The 18,424-nt window shown below is 33.2% G+C and carries 19 protein-coding genes; 13 read left to right on the top strand and 6 right to left on the bottom strand.

Translation table 11 applies throughout. The features are described 5' to 3' along the window. Positions 1-147: 147 nt before the first annotated feature. Positions 148-786: an HD domain-containing protein gene (locus Q0U66_RS01205; protein ID WP_297376628.1), complete on the bottom strand. Its 639-nt coding sequence runs from the start codon at positions 784-786 to the stop codon at positions 148-150. An 87-nt stretch (positions 787-873) separates the two neighbouring features. Between Q0U66_RS01205 and Q0U66_RS01200 the strand changes: the two genes are divergently transcribed. The 3 genes from Q0U66_RS01200 (at position 874) to fusA (ending at position 3,584) form a co-directional block, all read left to right on the top strand. Beyond that, positions 874-1,101, top strand: coding sequence for a hypothetical protein (locus Q0U66_RS01200; RefSeq protein WP_297376626.1), 228 nt, complete (start codon positions 874-876; stop codon positions 1,099-1,101). A gap of 30 nt (positions 1,102-1,131) precedes the next feature. Then, on the top strand, positions 1,132-1,419 hold the full coding sequence (locus Q0U66_RS01195; protein WP_297376632.1) for an isochorismatase family cysteine hydrolase: 288 nt from the start codon (positions 1,132-1,134) through the stop codon (positions 1,417-1,419). 89 nt (positions 1,420-1,508) lie between these two features. Beyond that, on the top strand, positions 1,509-3,584 hold the full coding sequence (gene fusA, locus Q0U66_RS01190; RefSeq protein ID WP_297376624.1) for an elongation factor G: 2,076 nt from the start codon (positions 1,509-1,511) through the stop codon (positions 3,582-3,584). Between the two features lie 52 nt (positions 3,585-3,636). Here the strand turns inward: fusA and Q0U66_RS01185 are convergent, their stop codons facing one another. The 5 genes from Q0U66_RS01185 to pflB are packed head-to-tail and all read right to left on the bottom strand — an operon-like array spanning position 3,637 to position 8,537. After that, entirely contained in the window at positions 3,637-4,575 is a 939-nt protein-coding gene (locus tag Q0U66_RS01185) for a serine hydrolase (protein WP_297376622.1), read from the bottom strand. Between the two features lie 17 nt (positions 4,576-4,592). Next, positions 4,593-5,291 carry a Crp/Fnr family transcriptional regulator gene (locus tag Q0U66_RS01180; RefSeq protein WP_297376620.1) on the bottom strand — a complete coding sequence of 233 codons (699 nt, stop codon included), beginning with the start codon at positions 5,289-5,291 and terminating at the stop codon, positions 4,593-4,595. A gap of 33 nt (positions 5,292-5,324) precedes the next feature. Next, positions 5,325-6,095 carry a pyruvate formate-lyase-activating protein gene (pflA, locus tag Q0U66_RS01175; RefSeq protein ID WP_103981658.1) on the bottom strand — a complete coding sequence of 257 codons (771 nt, stop codon included), beginning with the start codon at positions 6,093-6,095 and terminating at the stop codon, positions 5,325-5,327. Next, a complete protein-coding gene (gene grcA3, locus Q0U66_RS01170) occupies positions 6,095-6,334 on the bottom strand; it encodes an autonomous glycyl radical cofactor GrcA3 (RefSeq protein ID WP_103981657.1) in 240 nt (79 codons plus the stop codon). The genes pflA and grcA3 overlap by 1 nt, the downstream gene beginning before the upstream one ends. 46 nt (positions 6,335-6,380) lie before the next feature. Then, positions 6,381-8,537, bottom strand: coding sequence for a formate C-acetyltransferase (gene pflB, locus Q0U66_RS01165; RefSeq protein ID WP_297376616.1), 2,157 nt, complete (start codon positions 8,535-8,537; stop codon positions 6,381-6,383). Positions 8,538-8,771: 234 nt separating this feature from the next. Here pflB and Q0U66_RS01160 point away from each other — a divergent pair, with 234 nt between their 5' ends. From Q0U66_RS01160 to Q0U66_RS01115, 10 genes are all read left to right on the top strand, one after another. Then, positions 8,772-9,572: a polysaccharide deacetylase family protein gene (locus tag Q0U66_RS01160; RefSeq protein ID WP_297376614.1), complete on the top strand. Its 801-nt coding sequence runs from the start codon at positions 8,772-8,774 to the stop codon at positions 9,570-9,572. Between the two features lie 34 nt (positions 9,573-9,606). Next, entirely contained in the window at positions 9,607-10,293 is a 687-nt protein-coding gene (locus tag Q0U66_RS01155) for a TIGR00266 family protein (protein WP_297376612.1), read from the top strand. Between the two features lie 23 nt (positions 10,294-10,316). Further along, on the top strand, positions 10,317-10,718 hold the full coding sequence (locus Q0U66_RS01150) for a hypothetical protein (protein ID WP_297376610.1): 402 nt from the start codon (positions 10,317-10,319) through the stop codon (positions 10,716-10,718). 569 nt (positions 10,719-11,287) lie between these two features. Next, entirely contained in the window at positions 11,288-11,746 is a 459-nt protein-coding gene (locus Q0U66_RS01145; RefSeq protein WP_297376608.1) for a CtsR family transcriptional regulator, read from the top strand. Between the two features lie 9 nt (positions 11,747-11,755). After that, positions 11,756-12,400 (top strand): hypothetical protein, encoded by a 645-nt coding sequence (locus Q0U66_RS01140; RefSeq protein ID WP_297376606.1) that lies wholly within the window; start codon positions 11,756-11,758, stop codon positions 12,398-12,400. A 2-nt stretch (positions 12,401-12,402) separates the two neighbouring features. After that, a complete protein-coding gene (locus Q0U66_RS01135) occupies positions 12,403-14,793 on the top strand; it encodes an ATP-dependent Clp protease ATP-binding subunit (protein WP_297376604.1) in 2,391 nt (796 codons plus the stop codon). 1 nt (position 14,794) lies between these two features. Further along, positions 14,795-16,162 carry a DNA repair protein RadA gene (gene radA, locus Q0U66_RS01130; RefSeq protein ID WP_297376602.1) on the top strand — a complete coding sequence of 456 codons (1,368 nt, stop codon included), beginning with the start codon at positions 14,795-14,797 and terminating at the stop codon, positions 16,160-16,162. Between the two features lie 125 nt (positions 16,163-16,287). Then, a complete protein-coding gene (locus Q0U66_RS01125) occupies positions 16,288-16,638 on the top strand; it encodes a GntR family transcriptional regulator (protein WP_297376600.1) in 351 nt (116 codons plus the stop codon). Further along, positions 16,635-17,330, top strand: a complete 696-nt coding sequence (locus tag Q0U66_RS01120) for an ABC transporter ATP-binding protein (RefSeq protein ID WP_297376598.1) — start codon at positions 16,635-16,637, stop codon at positions 17,328-17,330. Before Q0U66_RS01125 ends, Q0U66_RS01120 begins: the two co-directional genes overlap by 4 nt. 8 nt (positions 17,331-17,338) lie before the next feature. Beyond that, the gene (locus Q0U66_RS01115; protein ID WP_297376596.1) at positions 17,339-18,250 is read left to right on the top strand and encodes a hypothetical protein; all 912 of its coding nucleotides are present in this window, start codon (positions 17,339-17,341) and stop codon (positions 18,248-18,250) included. The last annotated feature ends 174 nt before the right edge of the window (positions 18,251-18,424 follow it).

Genomic DNA, 18,424 nt, shown 5'->3' with positions numbered 1-18,424 from the left:
AATGATATGAAACGATATAAAAACGTCGGGATACGCTCCTGCTCCCGCAACCAAAAAAAGAAAGAACAGCTAAATATAGCTGTTCTTTTTATGTTTAAAATTTTCCGTGTGACTATCGTGTGACTACGAGTATATATTTTTAATATCCTACTCCACTTCACTATAAAAATTATCCAAATATTCTTCCATAAACTTATGTCTTTCTTCAGCTATTTTTAAGCCTTCTTTGGTATTCATTAGGTCTTTTATTTTTAATAGCTTTTCATAGAAATGATCTATAACTGTTGAACCCTTAAGATATTCTTCCTTATTAAGATCTCTTACCTGATTTTTATTTAAGTCATCGTACATATGATGACCTTTAGAACCACCATAGTAGAAGGTCCTGGCTATGCCAATGGCTCCAATAGCATCAAGCCTATCTGCATCTTGCACTATTTTTCCTAATAAAGATAGTTCTTTCTTTCCAGCTATATTAGCTGAAAAAGACATGTTTTCTATTATATAGATTATTTCATCTATTTGATTTTTGATATATCCAGATTCTTCAAGGAGTTTAATCAATTTATTTTTTTCTTCTTCAATATTATCAACCAATTTATAGTCTATCAGGTCATGGACCAAGGCTGCACTTATGATTATATTTTTGTCTTCTTCGGATAAATCTATGTTTTGATATATTTTTTTACAGTTATTTACCACTCTTTTTATATGTTGGTAATCATGTCCAGTTTTATCAGATTCTAATTTACTTTTTACATATGCTTCTATTTTTGTGATATTCATTATTCTTCCTTTCATAATTATCTTACCATATTTGCTGTTATTTATTTGTCTTTATGTTATATTTAATATAAGGAAAGAGGTAAATATATGGAAGCATTATTAAATATTGATTATACAATTGACTTCGTCGCTGAAGATGGAGCTTTGACAGCAGGCAAACCTGCTCAAAATTTGGAAGACTATATAGTAAAGGTTACTAAAGATTTTTATGATAGGGGAGATTTCGTAGTTTTTGCAATTGACAACCACCATGAAAATGATAAGTACCATCCAGAAACTGCTTTATTCCCACCACACAATATAGAAGGAAGTTGAGGGCAAAAGCTTTATGGAGGCTTAGAAGACCTGTACCAAGAAATAAAAGACGAGGATAATGTTTATTATACTTTTAAAACAAGGTATTCTGCCTTTGCTGGTACAGATATAGAAATTAAATTAAGGGAAAGAAATATCAATACAATTCATTTAGTAGGTGTGTGCACAGATATCTGTATTTTGCATACTGCTGTAGATGCTTATAACAAGGGATTTAATGTTTATATTCATGAAAATGGTGTGCAATCATTTAACCCTGTAGGACACAAGTGGGCTCTTGAACATTTTAAAACTGCCTTAGGAGCTAAGGTAATTTAAAGAGAGGGCCCTCTCTTTTTTAAATAATTGCCAATCGTTTTCATTTATTATATAATTATTTTATAGACAAATATGGAGGAGGAAACTTTATGAAAAATTATGAGACTAAAAGGATTAGAAACCTAGCTTTGGTTGGCCACAGTGGAAGTGGCAAAACATCATTAATGGAAGCAATGCTTTATAAAGCTGGAGTAATAAATAAATTAGGAAATACAGAAGCTGGAAATACAGTATCTGACTTTGATCCTGAAGAAATCTCTAGAAAGGCCTCAATAAGTTTATCAGTAGCTAGCTTAGAATGGAACGACAAAAAGATTAATATAATAGATACACCGGGTTACTTTGACATGGAAGGTCAAGTTAAATCTGCTTTAAAGGCAGCTGAAGCAGCTTTATTTGTTATAGATGCTCAATCTGGTATAGAAGTTGGTACTGAAAAATATTGGAAATATTGTGAAGAAATCCAATTACCAAGGATTATATTTGTAAATGGTATCGATAAGGAAGATGTAAACTTCAATAAAATAGTTGCTGACTTACATACACAATTTGGTAAAAAAGTAAGTCCACTTGCTTTGACTTTAGGAGATGGAGCAGCACCAGGATCAGGTAAAGAGTTTAAGGGTCTGATTGATGTTATAACTAAAGAAGCTTATGTTTATAATGGTTTTGGTAGAGAAAAGAAACCAGTACCAGAAATCAGACAATTAGAAGTTGAAGAAGTTTATAATCAATTAGCTGAAGTAGTAGCTATGACTGATGATGATTTGATGAATAAATTCTTTGAAGGAATAAACTTCACTACAGAAGAGTTTTCAAAGGGTATCACAAGTGCTATGCTTTCAGGTGATGTAGTTCCACTATTAGTTGGTTCTGCTATAGAAGGTTATGGCGTTGATGAATTATTAGATATTATTTCCTACTATATGCCAGCTCCAAACCATCCAATGGCCCATGCAGGTTTTAGAAATGAAGATGGTGAAAATAGACCGGTTGATGAAAATGAGCCATTCTCAGCCTATGTATTTAAGACATATATTGACCCATTTGTTGGTAAGATTTCCTTATTCAAAGTTTTATCAGGTAAGATTACTAAAGACATGACCTTATATAACAGCAGCAAGGATAAGGAAGAAAAATTTGCTGGACTATTTAGACTACAAGGTAAGAAACAAATAGAAGTTTCTGAAGTTGTTGCAGGTGATATAGGTGCTATAACCAAACTTGAAGAAACTGAAACTGGGGATACATTAGCTGATAAAAATAATCCAATTGTATACAAGACAATTAAGCAACCTCAAGCTTCTCTTTCTTATGCCGTAGTTGCAAAAACTAAAAAAGATGAAGACAAGATAGGTCATGCTCTACAAAAGATTAGAGAAGAAGATACATCATTTACCTTTGAAAGAAATAATGAAACCAAACAATTATTGCTTTCTGGTGTGGGTAATGTACAATTACAAGTTGTAACAGACAAGTTAAAGAATAAATATGGGGTAGAAATTGACAGAATTCCTCTAAGAATCCCATATAGAGAAACAATCACCACAAATTCTGATGTACAAGGTAAGCATAAGAAACAATCAGGTGGTGCAGGCCAATACGGTGATGTATTTATCAGATTTGAACCAATTGAAGATGGCTTTGTATTTGAAGAAGAAGTATTTGGTGGGGCAGTTCCTAAAAACTACTTCCCAGCAGTTGAAAAAGGACTTGAAGAATCCATGGAAAAAGGTGTGCTTGCTGGTTACCCAGTTGTTGGTATCAAGGCAACTCTTTATGACGGATCCTACCACCCAGTAGACTCAAATGAAATGGCCTTTAAACTTGCAGCCTCTACTGCCTTTAGGAAAGGTATGGAAGCAGCTAACCCAGTTCTACTAGAACCTGTGATGCATGTTGAAATAACAATACCAGATGATTATCTAGGTGACATAATGGGGGATATCAATAAGAAACGTGGTAGAATACTTGGCATGAACCCTCTTGAAAGTGGAGGTCAAGTTGTAGAAGCTGAAGCTCCTTATGCAGAATTATTTGAATATGCAATCGACCTAAGGTCAATGACTCAAGGTAGGGGATCATTTAATATGGAATTTGCAAGATATGAACAAGTTCCTAGAGACCAAGCTGACAAGATAATTGAAGAAGCTAAGACAGAATGAGAGAATATTTAAAATAATTAAGGAGTCAGAAAATCTGACTCCTTTTTAGGTACTAATTTTTCTCTATAATTGTTTTAATTGCTGCATGGATATTTTGATATCTATCCTTATTTGATTTAGCTGCAAGACAGCTTATCAAATATCTCTTACCATCTTTTTCATACAAAGCAATTAAATTATATGACGATGCCATGGTTCCTGTCTTTACACCTTTGATATATTGATTGTAATATAATGAATCTTTATCCAATAACTCATTAGTATTTTTCCAAGTGAAATCTCCTTGGTCAGTTTTTATAGTAAAGCTACTTTGTCCTATACATTCTTTAACAAAATCATATTCAATAAGTTTAAGACTTACCCTGTTTACATCCTTTAAACTGGTGAAGGATTGGAAAGAAAAACCACTAGGATCAAAGAGGTCTGTATCATTGTAGCCTTCACTTTTTACATGTTTTTCTAGGTTTTCTACAAAATATTCTACATATTTTTCTGCGGTATGACCATCTCCTAGGTCTTTCTTTCCGATATTATAAGCAAGGGCAAAGGCTGCATCATTGCCAGACGGAACAAGCATAGCCTGCATCAGTTGTTTAGCTGTATATTGGCCAGTTTTTAAGTTAGCCAGAGAAGATCCTGCAGGGACAAGTTTTAATGTCTCATCATTTACTTCCATAATATCATCTAGATTTACTTTAGTAAGTGCATAATCAATTGCAAAAAGTTTAGCTAAACTTGCTACAGATGGTCCTTGCTTGCCACCTTCATTAAATAGATATTTTCCTTCATCTATATCATAGACTGAAAAAGAAAGGGCATCTTCTGGTACTTTTACTTCTTTTGTATTTAGAATAAAGTCGGCCCTATCATTTAAAGCTCTAAAAATTCTAGATTGAAATATCCTATTCTTAAATAGGAAAAACAAGCTGAGAAATATTATTAGAATGATAGATATAGCAATTAAAAATTTCTTTCTTTTATTATTTTTCATATTTCCTTCCATTTTGCTTATAACAATATATTATCCAATTCAGCTTCATTTAAGATAAGTATCTTACCCCTAGAAACTATTTTTATTATACCTTCTTCTTCAAATTGGTTTAACTTTCTTGATACGGTTTCTCTTGATATACCAGATAAGGAACCTAATTCCTCTTGGGTTATGTTAAATTCAATCATTACACCATCTTCGTTTTCCTTACCATAAAGAGACATTAGGTTTTTAAGTAGCTTGGCTAACTTTACATCTGTTGAGATGACGGAAAGTCTGTCAATCAATTCTTCAGCCTTCCTAATTCTTTCAAAAGATTGTTGGGCAACCATCAACAAGAATTGTTGGTTATGTTTTAAAACTTTATCTACATCGCTAGAAGATATGGTTAGCACAAGGGTCTTCTTTAAGGCGTAAGCGGTGTATTCATACATATCTCCTGATAGTATATTGTGAGCACCAACAAAGTTTCCAGGTTCATAGATGTAAAGGATTTGCTCCTTTCCATCAGACATTATCTTTGATATCTTAATTTCGCCAGCAAGGACAACAAACATTTTGCTGGCTGGATCATGGGTCCTAAAGATAACTTCACCCTTTGAATACTCCTGTATAAATATATTATTTTTTATAGAAAAATATTCCTCTTCTGACAGTAGAGACAAAAGAGGAATATCTTTATAATCAAATTTTTTATTGTCTTGATATTTATCCATTATAACCTCTCAGTTATATATTAACATTAAAGGTTAAATTTTACCAAGTTTTTCACGTGTATCTTTTCTACCAAGCAAGATAATATTTTTAGCTATCATAGCTTGCTCATTTGTCATAGCTTCAACACCTTCTAAAGGATATTTGAAGCCTAACTCCTTATACTTATCTACACCCATTGTATGGTAAGGTAGGACGTCAATTGCTGTTATATGATCATAGTTACCTAAAAGTTGCCCTGTTTGATACAAGAAATCTTTATTGTAGGTAATCCTAGGAAGTATAACATGTCTGATCCAAATTTCCATACCATGGTCATCCATAAATTTTAAAAACTTTAAGATGTTTTCGTTTGAATGCCCGGTTAAGACCTTGTGTTGTCTTGGGTTTATGTGTTTTATATCAAGCATTACTAGGTCAGTAACTTCCATCAGTTTTTCATATTGGGCCAAGGTTTTTGGATTATCTTCATTGAATAAAACCCCGCAGGTGTCAAGACATGTATGTATACCTCTTTCTTGACAAGCTTCAAATAAAGCTAAAACAAAATCCATTTGCACTGTTGCTTCACCACCAGATAGGGTAATACCTCCATCCTTTAGAAAAGGTCTATATTTTTCATAATCTTCTAGAACTTCTCTTACAGTGGTTTCTGTGCCACCAAATGAAGCCCAAGTATCTGGATTATGACAATATAGGCATCTCATTGGACAGCCTTGTAAGAATAATACATATCTGACACCTGGCCCGTCCACTGTTCCAAAGGTTTCTCTTGAGTGGACTAGGCCAACGGTATCTAGACTCATTATAATCCTCTATGGAAGGTACGTGAAATTACGTCGTCTTGTTGTTCTTTTGTTAATTTAACAAAGTTTACAGCATAACCAGAAACTCTAACTGTTAATTGTGGGTATTTTTCTGGGTGCTTTTGTGCATCTAATAAAGTGTCTCTATTAAATACGTTAACGTTTAAGTGGTGTCCACCTTTTTCTACATAACCGTCTAACATTGATACTAAGTTTTCTACTTGTTTAACATCTGCCATTTTTCTCTCCTTTTTATTTTTTTATTTTTCTTTTTTATTTTATATTTTATTGGTCTGGATCAGCAATTGATTCTGTTGGTTGTTCGCAAGCATTACCTACGCAATCGTTACTTGCTCTTTCTAATACAAATGAATCTAAGTCCATTCCTTCTAAGTCTGATTCATCTAGTTCAATTTCGATATTGTCTAGGTCACCAGCAAATACCTTGTTATCTTTACCTAGGGCTCCAGGTATAATTGAGAATGTATTTGAAATACCATCTTGAGCATCCTTGTAAGGTATCTTTGCAACTGATGATAGGGAAGCTAATGCTCCATTTTCATCTCTACCGTGCATTGGGTTTGCACCTGGTGCGAATGGTTCTCCAGCTCTTCTACCGTCAGGTGTGTTACCAGTCTTTTTACCGTAAACAACGTTTGATGTGATTGTTAGGATTGATGTTGTTGGTATACCATTTCTATATGTATGGTTTCTTCTTACCTTATTCATAAAGTCTGAAACTATATGTGATGCTATTTCATCAACTCTATCATCGTTGTTACCGAATTTTGGATAATCTCCTTCTACTTCGTAGTCTACTACTAAACCATCTTCATCTCTAATTGTTTTTACTTTAGCATATTTTATAGCTGAAAGTGAGTCAGCAACTACTGAGAATCCTGCTATACCTGTAGCAAAGTATCTCTTAACATCTCTGTCATGTAGGGCCATTTGAATATTTTCATAAGCATATTTATCATGCATATAGTGAATGATATTTAATGTGTTTACATATATTTCAGCTAACCATTCGGTCATATCTTCATATCTATCCATTACTTCATCATAGTCTAAGTATTCAGAAGTGATAGGTCTGAATTTTGGACCGATTTGTTTTTTCATTTTTTCGTCTACACCACCGTTGATAGCATATAGTAAAGCTTTAGCTAAGTTTGCTCTAGCTCCAAAGAATTGCATTTCTTTACCAATTCTCATAGCTGATACACAGCAAGCAATACCGTAGTCATCACCGTGAGTTTGTCTCATTACATCATCATTTTCGTATTGGATTGATGATGTATCAATTGAAATCTTAGCACAGAACTTCTTGAATTCTTCTGGTAATTGTCTTGACCATAGAACAGTCATATTTGGTTCTGGTGCTGTACCTAAGTTTACTAATGTGTGTAGGTATCTGAATGATGTTTTTGTTACTAATGATCTACCATCTAAAGCCATACCTGCTAGAGATTCTGTTACCCATGTTGGGTCACCTGAGAATAGTTCGTTATATTCTGGTGTTCTAGCAAATTTAACTAATCTTAATTTCATGATGAAGTGGTCAATCATTTCTTGAGCTTCTTCTTCTGTGATTAGTCCTTCTTTTAAGTCATGGTCAATATAGATATCTAAGAATGTAGATGTTCTACCTAGTGACATAGCTGCACCATTTTGTTCTTTAACAGCTGCTAGGTAACCAAAGTATAGCCATTGGATAGCTTCTTTAGCATTTTGTGCTGGTTTTGATATATCATAACCGTAAATTTCACCTAATTCTTTTAATTGGTGTAAGGATCTTATTTGATCAGCTAATTCTTCTCTTAATCTGATGTTATCTTCTGTCATCAATTTTGGTAGGTCAGCTACTTGTTTATGCTTGTCTTCTATTAGTAAGTCAACACCGTATAGGGCAACTCTTCTGTAGTCACCAATGATTCTACCTCTGCCGTAAGCATCAGGTAATCCTGTAACAACTCCTGATTTTCTGATCAATCTCATTTCAGGTGTATAAACGTCAAATACACCTTGGTTATGTGTCTTTCTGTAATCTGTAAATATTTTATGTACTTCTTCATCTGGTTCATATCCATAAGATTCAGCTGCACCTTCAGCAACTCTTATACCACCAAATGGTTGGAATGATCTTTTGAATGGTTTGTCTGTTTGGAAACCTACGATTTTTTCTTTATCTTTATTTAGATAACCAGCTCCGTGTGATGTGATAGTTGATACAATTGATGTATCCATATCTAGTACACCACCATTTTCTCTTTCTTGCTTTGTTAATTCCATTACTTGTTCCCATAGGTCCAAAGTATCTTGAGTAGGTCCTGCTAAGAATGCATCATCACCTCTATATTCTGTATAGTTGTTTAAGATGAAGTCTCTTACGTCGATCTCTTCTCTCCACTTTTTACCAGAGAACTTATCCCATATTGTCATTAAAGTATCCCTCCTTATGTTCTTTTGTTTTTATTTTAACATACTATTCTAAAAAAATACGTGATTTAAATCACATTAGCTATATAAATTGTATGTTTTAACTACTTACACCACCATTATATATTAAAAGTAGACAAATAGAAAATAATAATGTAATTTTTTTGTAATTGTATTTTAAAAGTTAAAGATATATAATCGAGACTATAAAAGAATAATTTAATTCTGGAGGTTAAAATGAAAAAAAGATTATTTTTATTATTACTACTTATTTCTGTTCTTTTAGTAGGATGTGCAGGTTCAAATAAAGTAAACACAGAAACTGGAACAGAAAGTCAAAAAGAAACACAAAGGGAAACTCAAAAAGAAACACAAAAGGAAACCGTAAAAGAGACAGTAAAGGAAACGGTTAAGGAAACTGAAAAAGAAACCGTAAAAGAGACTGAAAAGGAAACAGAAAAAGAAGCAAAAGACCCTAGTAAAAAATATGTGGCACTTACTTTTGATGATGGACCACACCCAACTAGGACAAAAAGACTTCTAAATATTTTAGATGACTATAATGTAAAGGCTACATTCTTCATGTTAGGTCAAAATGTAAATGCAAATCCTAGCTTAGCTAAAGAAGTATCTAATAGGGGTCATGAAATAGCAAATCATTCTTACAGTCATCCAAACCTTGCAAATCTATCATATGATAATGTTATGAAGGAACTTACATCTACAGACCAAGCCATTATCAATAGTGGTGTACAAAAACCAAAATTTGTAAGACCTCCTTATGGAAGTTTTAATGATAATGTAAAGAAGGCTATAAAAAACAATGGGCAAACAATGGTGAATTGGTCAGTAGACACATTAGACTGGAAGCATAGAAATACTCCTTCAATAATGAGCTATGTAAAACAACAAGTTCATCCAGGAGCTATTATCTTGATGCATGACATCCACGAAACAACTGTAGATGCTGTGCCAAGCGTGATTGAATACTTGAAATCCCAAGGTTATGAATTTGTAACTGTATCGGATATATTGTAGGAAAACAAATTTATAAATAGATAAGGATAAAGGCATGAAATATAGAATAAAGGGAGACAGTGATTTCCCACTAGTAGAAATTGCTCTTGCAAGTAATGAGACCATCAAAATTGAAAGAGGATCTATGGCTTACATGCAAGATGTAGATATAAAAGGAAAGATGAACTCGGGTGCAGGCGGAGGATTATTAAGTGCTATAGGCAGGAGTTTGACAAGTGGTGAGTCAATGTTTATCACAGAAGCTACAGGAAAATCTAATGAAGCGGTTCTTGGTATTGCTCCAAGCACTCCTGGTAGGGTAGTTGCTATACAAGTAGAAGGAGCTAATCAATATAGGTTAAATACTGATGCCTTTTTAGCTTGCGATTTAAGTGTTAACTATGTAATGAGAAAACAAAAAGTATCAGCGGCGTTTTTTGGTGGTACTGGTGGTTTCTTTGTAATGGAAACACAAGGAACAGGGGATGTGCTAGTATCAGCCTTTGGCGATATAATAGAACTTGAAGTGACTCCAGACAAGCCTGTAATAATTGATAATGAACATGTGGTTGCATGGGATGCATCATTAAATTATGATATTAGAATCGCATCAGGAACATTTGGTTTTAAAACAGGTGAAGGACTTGTTAATGAGTTTACAGGTAGGGGGAAAGTATATATACAAACTAGAACACTACACAGTTTTGCTGATAAGATTAGTAGATTTATTCCTACAAATTAGAATAAAAGTAGATGGTGAGGACTATGAAAAAGATTGTATGTCTGATGTTAAGTATTATACTTGTATTTAGTTTGAGTGCTTGTGGTGGAAGAGTTGATTCAGTAAAAACACATAAAGTAGAATCTGAAATATATTCTGAAGAGGATATTGCAGCTGCTATTGATACCATAAAAAAAGAGTTTAAGAGTTGGAAAGGATGTACTCTTACAGAGATTTATTATGCAGGGGACGACAAATCTAAAGACCATCAAGATTGGGCAGATAGGAACAAGGCAGATGAAGTCATTGTTTTACTATCTTCATTCGATGTTGATTCATCTGGAGGAAATGGTTCTCTAAATCCAAATTCTACATATGATAATTGGATGTGGATTCTAGTTAGAACAAATGGCGAACAATGGCAACATGTTGACCATGGCTATTAAAATTAATACTAGTTTGTCTATAACTAAAAGACAAATATTGAAGTTGAAAACATCGTAGAAATACGGTGTTTTTTATATTTTCAGACAATTATGTTTTTGCATTGTTTATAGTATGGAATAAGTGAAGATCGACTAATTTTGAGAATAAGTTTTAAAATCGAATTTTGCATTCTATACTTACAAAAATCTAAAAATTGTAAGTATAAAAATCATTTTTCGACTTTAACACTTATTTGAGCAGATTAAAATAAGTTTTAAAATCACATTTTGAAATCTCTACTTACAAAAATCCGAAAAATGTAAGTATAAAAATCACTTTTCAATTTTAAAACTTATTTAGACCCAACTTGCAATCAATCATGAAAAGTAAAAAGTTCTTGCGAAATTTTTAGCAAGAACTTTTCTTTTTGTTTAATAAAAATTTTTCAGGGTAAAGGTACCGGACGAGCAGATAAAGAATTTATCCACTTTACAAGAAAGGTAAAAGATGGTAAAATTTACTTAGTAGACTAGGTCTACCTTATTTTTTATTTAGAAAGTCAAAGAAGGTAAAATAGAAAGAGGAAGAAGTGGGACTAACAACACGTATTGAGCAATTTCTTTTGGAGATGCTAGCAAGTGAAGATATAGAATTTATAGAGATAGGTAGAAATGAGCTAGCCCAAAAGTTTAATTGTGCCCCATCACAAATAAATTATGTTTTAACAACTAGATTCACTCCTTATAAAGGATATTATGTAGAGAGTAGAAGAGGCGGTGGTGGGTATATAAAGATAATAAAGTTAGAATTAAGTGAAAATGAATTAATTAATAATATTCTTAATGGAGTTATAAAAGATACCATTACCCTAGATAAGGTAAAACATGTAGTTAGGTCTTTGGTGGATGATGAAGTGTTAAGTGAGAGTGAAGCCTTTATCATTATCCATAGCTTAGATGACAATGCCCTAGCTCATGTAGATATGAAAGATAGAAATAAGTTGAGGGCAGATATTTTCAAAAATATCTTGCTAGCTCTTCTAAGATAGGAGGTAATTATGCAATGTTTTAATTGTGGACAAGATGCTGATATGGAAGTCTATATGATGATTAATGGAGAAATGAAAAAATTAAGCATCTGCATGGATTGCTACAGGGAACAAACCGAAGCCATGATGGAAAATATCCAAGATGAAGATGGTAACCTAGATCCAGAAAAAATTCAAAAGCAAATGTTTGATTTTATGCAAAACAACAAGGAAGAATTTAATACCTTCCTATCTACATTTTTAGAAGATGTGGACATGAGCGAAATAGATATGGATAAATTCAAATCAAATCAAATGGATTTTACCAAGCAAAATTTTGATTTTTCAGATGTCAATATAGAAGATATCTTTAATAAGATGGCAGAAAATAGAAGGTCAGACTTTGCTAAAAAAGATAATGCAAAATATAACCCTTTTGAAACTTTTGGAAAGACCAAGGATATAGATAGGGAATATCATTCTTCAAATGATAGTAGCTTGGAAAGACAAGTCAAAATGATTCAAAAATCAATTGATAGAAAGAGAAATGAATTGTTCAAGCATATTCAAGAGGAAGAATACATGAAAGCAGCAGGGGCTAGAGATGAGCTTCGTGCTATGAATAAGAAAATAATGGTTATACGTAAATTAGAAAAAGAAGGTGAAAGTTCATGAATATGAGAAAATTGATGACAAAAATTACTGATGAGGCTAGAGACTTAAGTGCCAAAACAGTAAATACAGAGCATGCTCTCTTGGCCCTGCTTAAAACAGGTGGCTTGGAATCAAAAGCCCTAGCCACAGCAGGAGCTGATTATGAGCTTATAAAAGAATTTATTGAAATGTCTCCAGACCAAGACAAATCTTCGACTATAGAAGGCACTTCACAGCTTCTAAAGTCAATACTTGATGATGTTGTTTTATTAAAAAGAAAAAACTATAACAGCATGACTTTTGAAGAGCTTCTTTTATTAAACTTACTTACTTCAGAATCTAACGCAAAAGATATTTTAGTTGATACCAATGTAGACCCCCAACAAGTATTTATGATATTAAACTACTATGTTCAAAATAGGGGCAGTGGACTTGGAGACAATGCAGATTCAAACTTAAGCAAGTTTGGTATTGACCTTACTGGGGAAGCTATTGAAAAAATTGATGGTGTAATAGGTAGGGAAGAAGAAATTTCAAGGATCATTCAAGTTTTAACTAGACGTACAAAAAACAATCCAATCTTAATTGGTGAGGCCGGTGTTGGTAAAACGGCTATAGTTGAGGGTCTTGCTAAAAAGATAGTTGAAGGTGATGTACCAGATATTATAAAGGATAAGAAAATTATATCCCTAGATATGGCATCTATGGTTGCAGGAACCAAATATAGGGGTGACTTTGAAAAGAGAATTTCTGACACCCTAAAAGAAGTTGCTGAAATGGATGATGTTATCTTATTTATAGATGAAATCCACACCATTGTAGGCGCAGGATCTTCAGAAGGCTCATTAGACGCTTCAAATATCATGAAACCATACCTTACCAAGGGTGATATAAAAATAATTGGCGCAACAACTATTTCTGAATATAGGCAAATAATTGAAAAAGAAAATGCCCTAGAAAGAAGATTGCAACCTATAATGGTTGAAGAGCCAAGTGTTGAGGAAACCATAAATATTATCAAAGGTATTAGACCATTTTATGAAAAATTCCACAGGATAAAAATATCAGACCAAGTTATAGAAGAGGCTGTAAAACTAGCAGATAGATATATAGTTGACAGGTTTTTACCTGACAAGGCTATTGACGTTATAGATGAGGCTTCTTCAAATTTGAAGGTTGATTCCTTTGAATTACCTGAAGAATTGGTGAAATTGCATGAGGAAGCTGATAGTTTAAATGCAGAAAAAGAAGAAGCTATTAATACACAAAACTACGAAAAGGCAGCCTATATAAGAGATAGGTTACAAGAAATTGAAAGAAAAATCTTTGAATACAATGAAGCCAAGGAAGCTTCTGAAGCAGAGGGTAAAATTGATTACCTAGAAACAATTACTTTAGACAAGGTAAGAGAAATTATTTCTAAATGGTCTAAGGTACCTGTGACAAAACTAAGCCAGGAAGAAAATGAAAGATATAGGGACTTAGATAAAAATCTTAAGGGTCTAGTAATTGGTCAAGATGATGCTGTAAACACAGTATCCAAGGCAATAAAAAGAGCTAGAGTTGGCTTAAAAGATCCAAATAGCCCTATTGGTACCTTCATTTTTGTAGGTCCAACAGGAGTAGGTAAAACCTACTTGGCAAAGAAAATAGCTGGAGAAATTTTTGAAGATGAAGATTCACTAATCAGAATTGACATGTCAGAATACATGGAAAAACATTCAGTTGCCAAGCTTATAGGGTCACCTCCAGGATATGTAGGCTATGATGAAGGTGGTCAATTAACTGAAAAAGTAAGGTCTAACCCTTATTCAGTAATCCTATTTGACGAGATTGAAAAGGCCCACCCAGATGTTTTCAATATCCTCCTTCAAATCTTGGATGAGGGTAGGTTGACAGATGCCCAAGGCCGTGAAGTCGACTTTACCAATACCATAGTAATCTTGACTTCAAATGCTGGTGCAAGCAAGTTGTCTAAGAAAAACACAATAGGTTTTGAATCAGCTGAAGAATCAGAAAAAAGAGACTATGAAAAAACTAAAGAAATAGTAAATAAGGAATTGAAAAACCTCTTTAAGCCAGAATTTTTAAATAGGATTGACGATATAATCGTATTTAACAGATTAAATAAAGAAGATATCAAGAAGATAGTAGAATTGAAACTTGATAAACTAATTGATAGGCTTGAAGAAATGGGATATGCCGCCAAGTATACCGAAAAGGTTGCAGAAAAAATAACCGAAGTAGGATTTGATGAAAACTACGGAGCAAGACCACTCGATAGGGCTATAAAGACTGAAATTGAAGACTTGATTGCTGAAAAAATGTTAGAAAATGCCTTATCCAAAGATAAGATGATTTCAATTATTTCTAGGGCAGACAAGATAGCTATCAATGAACTAGAGTTGGTCTAATATGGCGAAAACAAAAACTATTTACACATGTACCGAATGTGGTGAATCTACAATAGCCTGGGCAGGTAAGTGTCCGAGCTGTGGTGCATGGAACAGTCTTGTAGAAGAAGTTGTAGAAAAAAACAGCAAAAATAAAGCCCAAGTAAAAAAAGAAAGAAGAAAATCTGAAAGATTAAATAAGGTGCCTGTGGATTATTCCGAAAGAATAAAAACAGGTGTAGAAGAATTTGATAGGACCATAGGTGGAGGATTGGTTAGAGACTCGGTTTCCATTCTTACTGCCAAGCCGGGTGCAGGTAAATCAACCCTGCTACTTGAACTTGCCAACAAGATAGCAAAATCTGGAAAGATTATTCTTTATATTTCTGGAGAAGAGTCAGCATCCCAGATAAAAGCTAGGGCTTTGAGGATTATGAAGGAAATACCTGAAGATATCTTTATTATATCCACAAATTCTATGGATGCAGCTTTGCTGGAAATTGACAATATAGATCCAGATATAATATTTTTGGACTCTATCCAAACCTTGGCCCTTGATGAATATGCCCAAAGACCAGGTACACCAACCCAAACTATAGAATGTGCCAATGCCTTGGTAGACAAATGTAAGTCAGCTAAAAAACCTAGGGCAGCTATCATGGTTGGTCATATGACCAAATCAGGTGAAATGGCAGGCCTCATGACTCTAGAACATTTAGTTGATACAGTTTTAATCTTAGAGTCAGAAAGCGATTCTCAGTTGAGAGTTTTAAGGACTACAAAAAATAGGTTTGGTTATACCGGAGAAATTGGTCTTTTTGATATGGAAGAAGAGGGATTAAAAGAAGTTAAAAACCCTTCAGAATACTTTATAACAGCAAGAGAGAAACCTATAGAAGGTGCTGCCATTGCAGTTATAAAGGAGGGAAGTAGGATTTTATCAGTAGAAGTTGAATCCTTGGTATCCCAATCATTCACCCCATATCCAATAAGGATAGGAGATTCCTTGAGAAAGGACCAGCTAAATACGCTAATATCCATCCTAGAACAAAGGGCAGACTTTAGCCTTTATGATAAAAATGTAATATTAAAAACTACTGGTGGTTTGAAATTATCAGAGCAATCTGTAAACCTAGCCATCATCATGTCTATAGTTTCATCTATAAAGAAAAAACCTATAGGAAATTCCACTGTTTTTATAGCGGAAATAGGTTTGACCGGTGAAGCGAAGAGAGTGCCTGACTTAGAAAAAAGGCTTTTAGAATTAGACAGGTTGGGATTTGAAGAGGCTTATATAGCCAAGACTAATATTGATTTAAGTAAAATAAAAAATTTAAAGGTAAAACAATTTAATAATTTGAATGAAATTATTAGGGATGTTTTTGCTTGATGAGTGAAAAAAGATAGTATGAGATGCTCATGCATTCATACTATCTTTTATTTTTTTAAAAAATACTTGACAATTCACTATACTGGTGTATTATATAAGTAGAACGCTAATACAAAGGAGGGCTTATGGATTTTGAAAATGATAAACCTATCTATATCCAGCTCATGGATGATATAAAAGCGGGAATTATCAATGAAAGCTACCTGCCTGGAGATAGGCTACCTTCTATCAGGGACTATGCCAAAGATATGATGGTAAACCCAAATACAGGACAAAAGGCTTATGCTGAGCTTGAGCAAGAAGGATATATCTATTCCAAAAGAGGAATTGGATATTTTGTAAATGAAGATCCAAAAACAATAAATAAGTTAAAATATGATTATTTAGACAAGGAAATAAATGACTTAGTCGATAAATTAGTCAATATGAAATATGAAAAAGAAGAAATTATAAATAGAATCAAGGAGAGCTTATGATTAAATTTGAAAATGTAAGCAAGTCTTATGGAAAAGTAAGAGCTTTGAATAATATCAATACACAGATATCTGGTGGTAAGGTAGTTGGAATTTTGGGACCAAATGGTTCAGGTAAAACAACCTTCTTAAAATTAATCCAAGGCTACCTAAAACCAAGTAAGGGTAAAATCACTGTATTTGACCACGAAGTAGGAAGTGAAACAAAGGCTAGGATATCCTATTTGCCTGACAAGCCATTCATTCCTACTGACTATAAATTAAAAGAAGCTAGGGACTTGTATAAAAAGTTTTTTGATGATTTTGACCTTAAAAAATTTGATGATTTAATAAAACTTATGCAATTAGATGTTGAAAGTAAGGTTTCAGACCTATCAAAGGGTATGAGTGAAAAGTTTCACTTGGCTCTTATCTTATCTAGAGATGCAGATATCTTTGTCATAGATGAGCCTATAGCAGGTGTTGACTTACTTGCTAGGGATATGATTATGAAGGCTATATTTTCAAATATTAGCGAAGATAAGCTTTTAATCATTACTACTCATTTGATTGATGAAATGGAATCCTTATTTGATGAAGTTATCTTTATTTCAAAGGGTGAAATAATCTTACAGTCCAATGCGGAAGAACTAAGAATGGAAAAATCTAAGTCCATTGCTGAAATTTATAAAGATATGTATGGATATCTATCATAGGAGGAATGATGAGAAAATTGTTATCATACGAGTTTAGAAATACTCGCCGTCAATTTTTACAATTGATATTAATTTTAATGGGAGCTACTTTTTTAATTCAAGGTTTTTTAACAGGTATTATAAGTAATTTTATCAAGGGTGATAATAACTTATCACCAACACCAACTACATTTGCTTTAACAAATACACTTGGTATAGTTTTTACGATTATCATAATAATCACTGTATTTGCCTACTATATTAAACTAGGTTCAATATTACAAAGAGATATTTACGATGACCAAGCCTATTTTACTTTTTCTATACCATACAATGGCTACCAAATAATAGGAGCAAAGACCATAGTAGGTTTTGTCTGGGCTATGTTTATGCCAATTATATTAGGAATATGGAATCTGGTTTTATTCTTCATAAACCTATCAATAGTCATGATTAATGGAGGAGAAAAAGAGGCGTTTTCTAAAAACTTTGGATATTTGAAGGAAGCTGTAAGCAAAATGACATTTGCAGGATGGGATAATATTTTAAACTTGTTATTTTATGCGGTTTTAGGTATTGCAAGCACATTATTAGTAATATTAGTGATATATTCAGCTATAGTTTCAGCGAATAAAATCGGAAGCAAAAGAAATAATTCAGCCTTATGGGTGCTAATAACTTTAATATTCTATTTTGTATGGAATTACGTATTTACTCTCATTCTTAATGGAGATATCTATTCATTCTCAGGAACCATCTTAGATACAGGTTTTGGTGTGGAAATAGGTACAGGTTTTGGTGTGGAAATTAGTTATCCAGAAGGACATAATTTAATAACTGTTACTGGTAAAGCAGTAATACAATTAATAGCGACTTTACTAATGTCTGGAATCCTATATATTTACAGTTCTTACATGTATGAAAAGAAGATAGAAATTTAATATTAACTCATATATGATATAATATTTCTATTACTTAGGAGGTTTAAGTGAAGAAAATATTATTGATACTTACAGTCTTAGTCTTTCTAACAGCTTGTTCAAAAGACAAAGCTAAGGAAAATGAAAGTATAAGGGAAACTGTTAACGAGACTAAGGGAACGGACGACGATATGA

The organism is uncultured Helcococcus sp. (assembly GCF_946998255.1).
GTDB lineage: Bacteria > Bacillota > Clostridia > Tissierellales > Peptoniphilaceae > Helcococcus.
Note: the sequence above shows the minus strand (reverse complement) of the source record. Positions and strands in the feature narration are given on the sequence as shown.

Excerpts from the sequence above, each read along its gene's own strand:
- Q0U66_RS01115 (WP_297376596.1), top strand. The coding sequence starts at position 17,339 with ATGAGAAAATTGTTATCATACGAGTTTAGAAATACTCGCCGTCAATTT.
- radA (WP_297376602.1), top strand. The coding sequence starts at position 14,795 with ATGGCGAAAACAAAAACTATTTACACATGTACCGAATGTGGTGAATCT.
- Q0U66_RS01160 (WP_297376614.1), top strand. The coding sequence starts at position 8,772 with ATGAAAAAAAGATTATTTTTATTATTACTACTTATTTCTGTTCTTTTA.
- grcA3 (WP_103981657.1), bottom strand. The coding sequence starts at position 6,334 with ATGGCAGATGTTAAACAAGTAGAAAACTTAGTATCAATGTTAGACGGT.
- Q0U66_RS01180 (WP_297376620.1), bottom strand. The coding sequence starts at position 5,291 with ATGGATAAATATCAAGACAATAAAAAATTTGATTATAAAGATATTCCT.
- Q0U66_RS01140 (WP_297376606.1), top strand. The coding sequence starts at position 11,756 with ATGCAATGTTTTAATTGTGGACAAGATGCTGATATGGAAGTCTATATG.
- pflA (WP_103981658.1), bottom strand. The coding sequence starts at position 6,095 with ATGAGTCTAGATACCGTTGGCCTAGTCCACTCAAGAGAAACCTTTGGA.
- fusA (WP_297376624.1), top strand. The coding sequence starts at position 1,509 with ATGAAAAATTATGAGACTAAAAGGATTAGAAACCTAGCTTTGGTTGGC.
- pflB (WP_297376616.1), bottom strand. The coding sequence starts at position 8,537 with ATGACAATATGGGATAAGTTCTCTGGTAAAAAGTGGAGAGAAGAGATC.
- Q0U66_RS01150 (WP_297376610.1), top strand. The coding sequence starts at position 10,317 with ATGAAAAAGATTGTATGTCTGATGTTAAGTATTATACTTGTATTTAGT.
- Q0U66_RS01155 (WP_297376612.1), top strand. The coding sequence starts at position 9,607 with ATGAAATATAGAATAAAGGGAGACAGTGATTTCCCACTAGTAGAAATT.
- Q0U66_RS01125 (WP_297376600.1), top strand. The coding sequence starts at position 16,288 with ATGGATTTTGAAAATGATAAACCTATCTATATCCAGCTCATGGATGAT.
- Q0U66_RS01120 (WP_297376598.1), top strand. The coding sequence starts at position 16,635 with ATGATTAAATTTGAAAATGTAAGCAAGTCTTATGGAAAAGTAAGAGCT.
- Q0U66_RS01135 (WP_297376604.1), top strand. The coding sequence starts at position 12,403 with ATGAGAAAATTGATGACAAAAATTACTGATGAGGCTAGAGACTTAAGT.
- Q0U66_RS01200 (WP_297376626.1), top strand. The coding sequence starts at position 874 with ATGGAAGCATTATTAAATATTGATTATACAATTGACTTCGTCGCTGAA.
- Q0U66_RS01205 (WP_297376628.1), bottom strand. The coding sequence starts at position 786 with ATGAATATCACAAAAATAGAAGCATATGTAAAAAGTAAATTAGAATCT.
- Q0U66_RS01185 (WP_297376622.1), bottom strand. The coding sequence starts at position 4,575 with ATGAAAAATAATAAAAGAAAGAAATTTTTAATTGCTATATCTATCATT.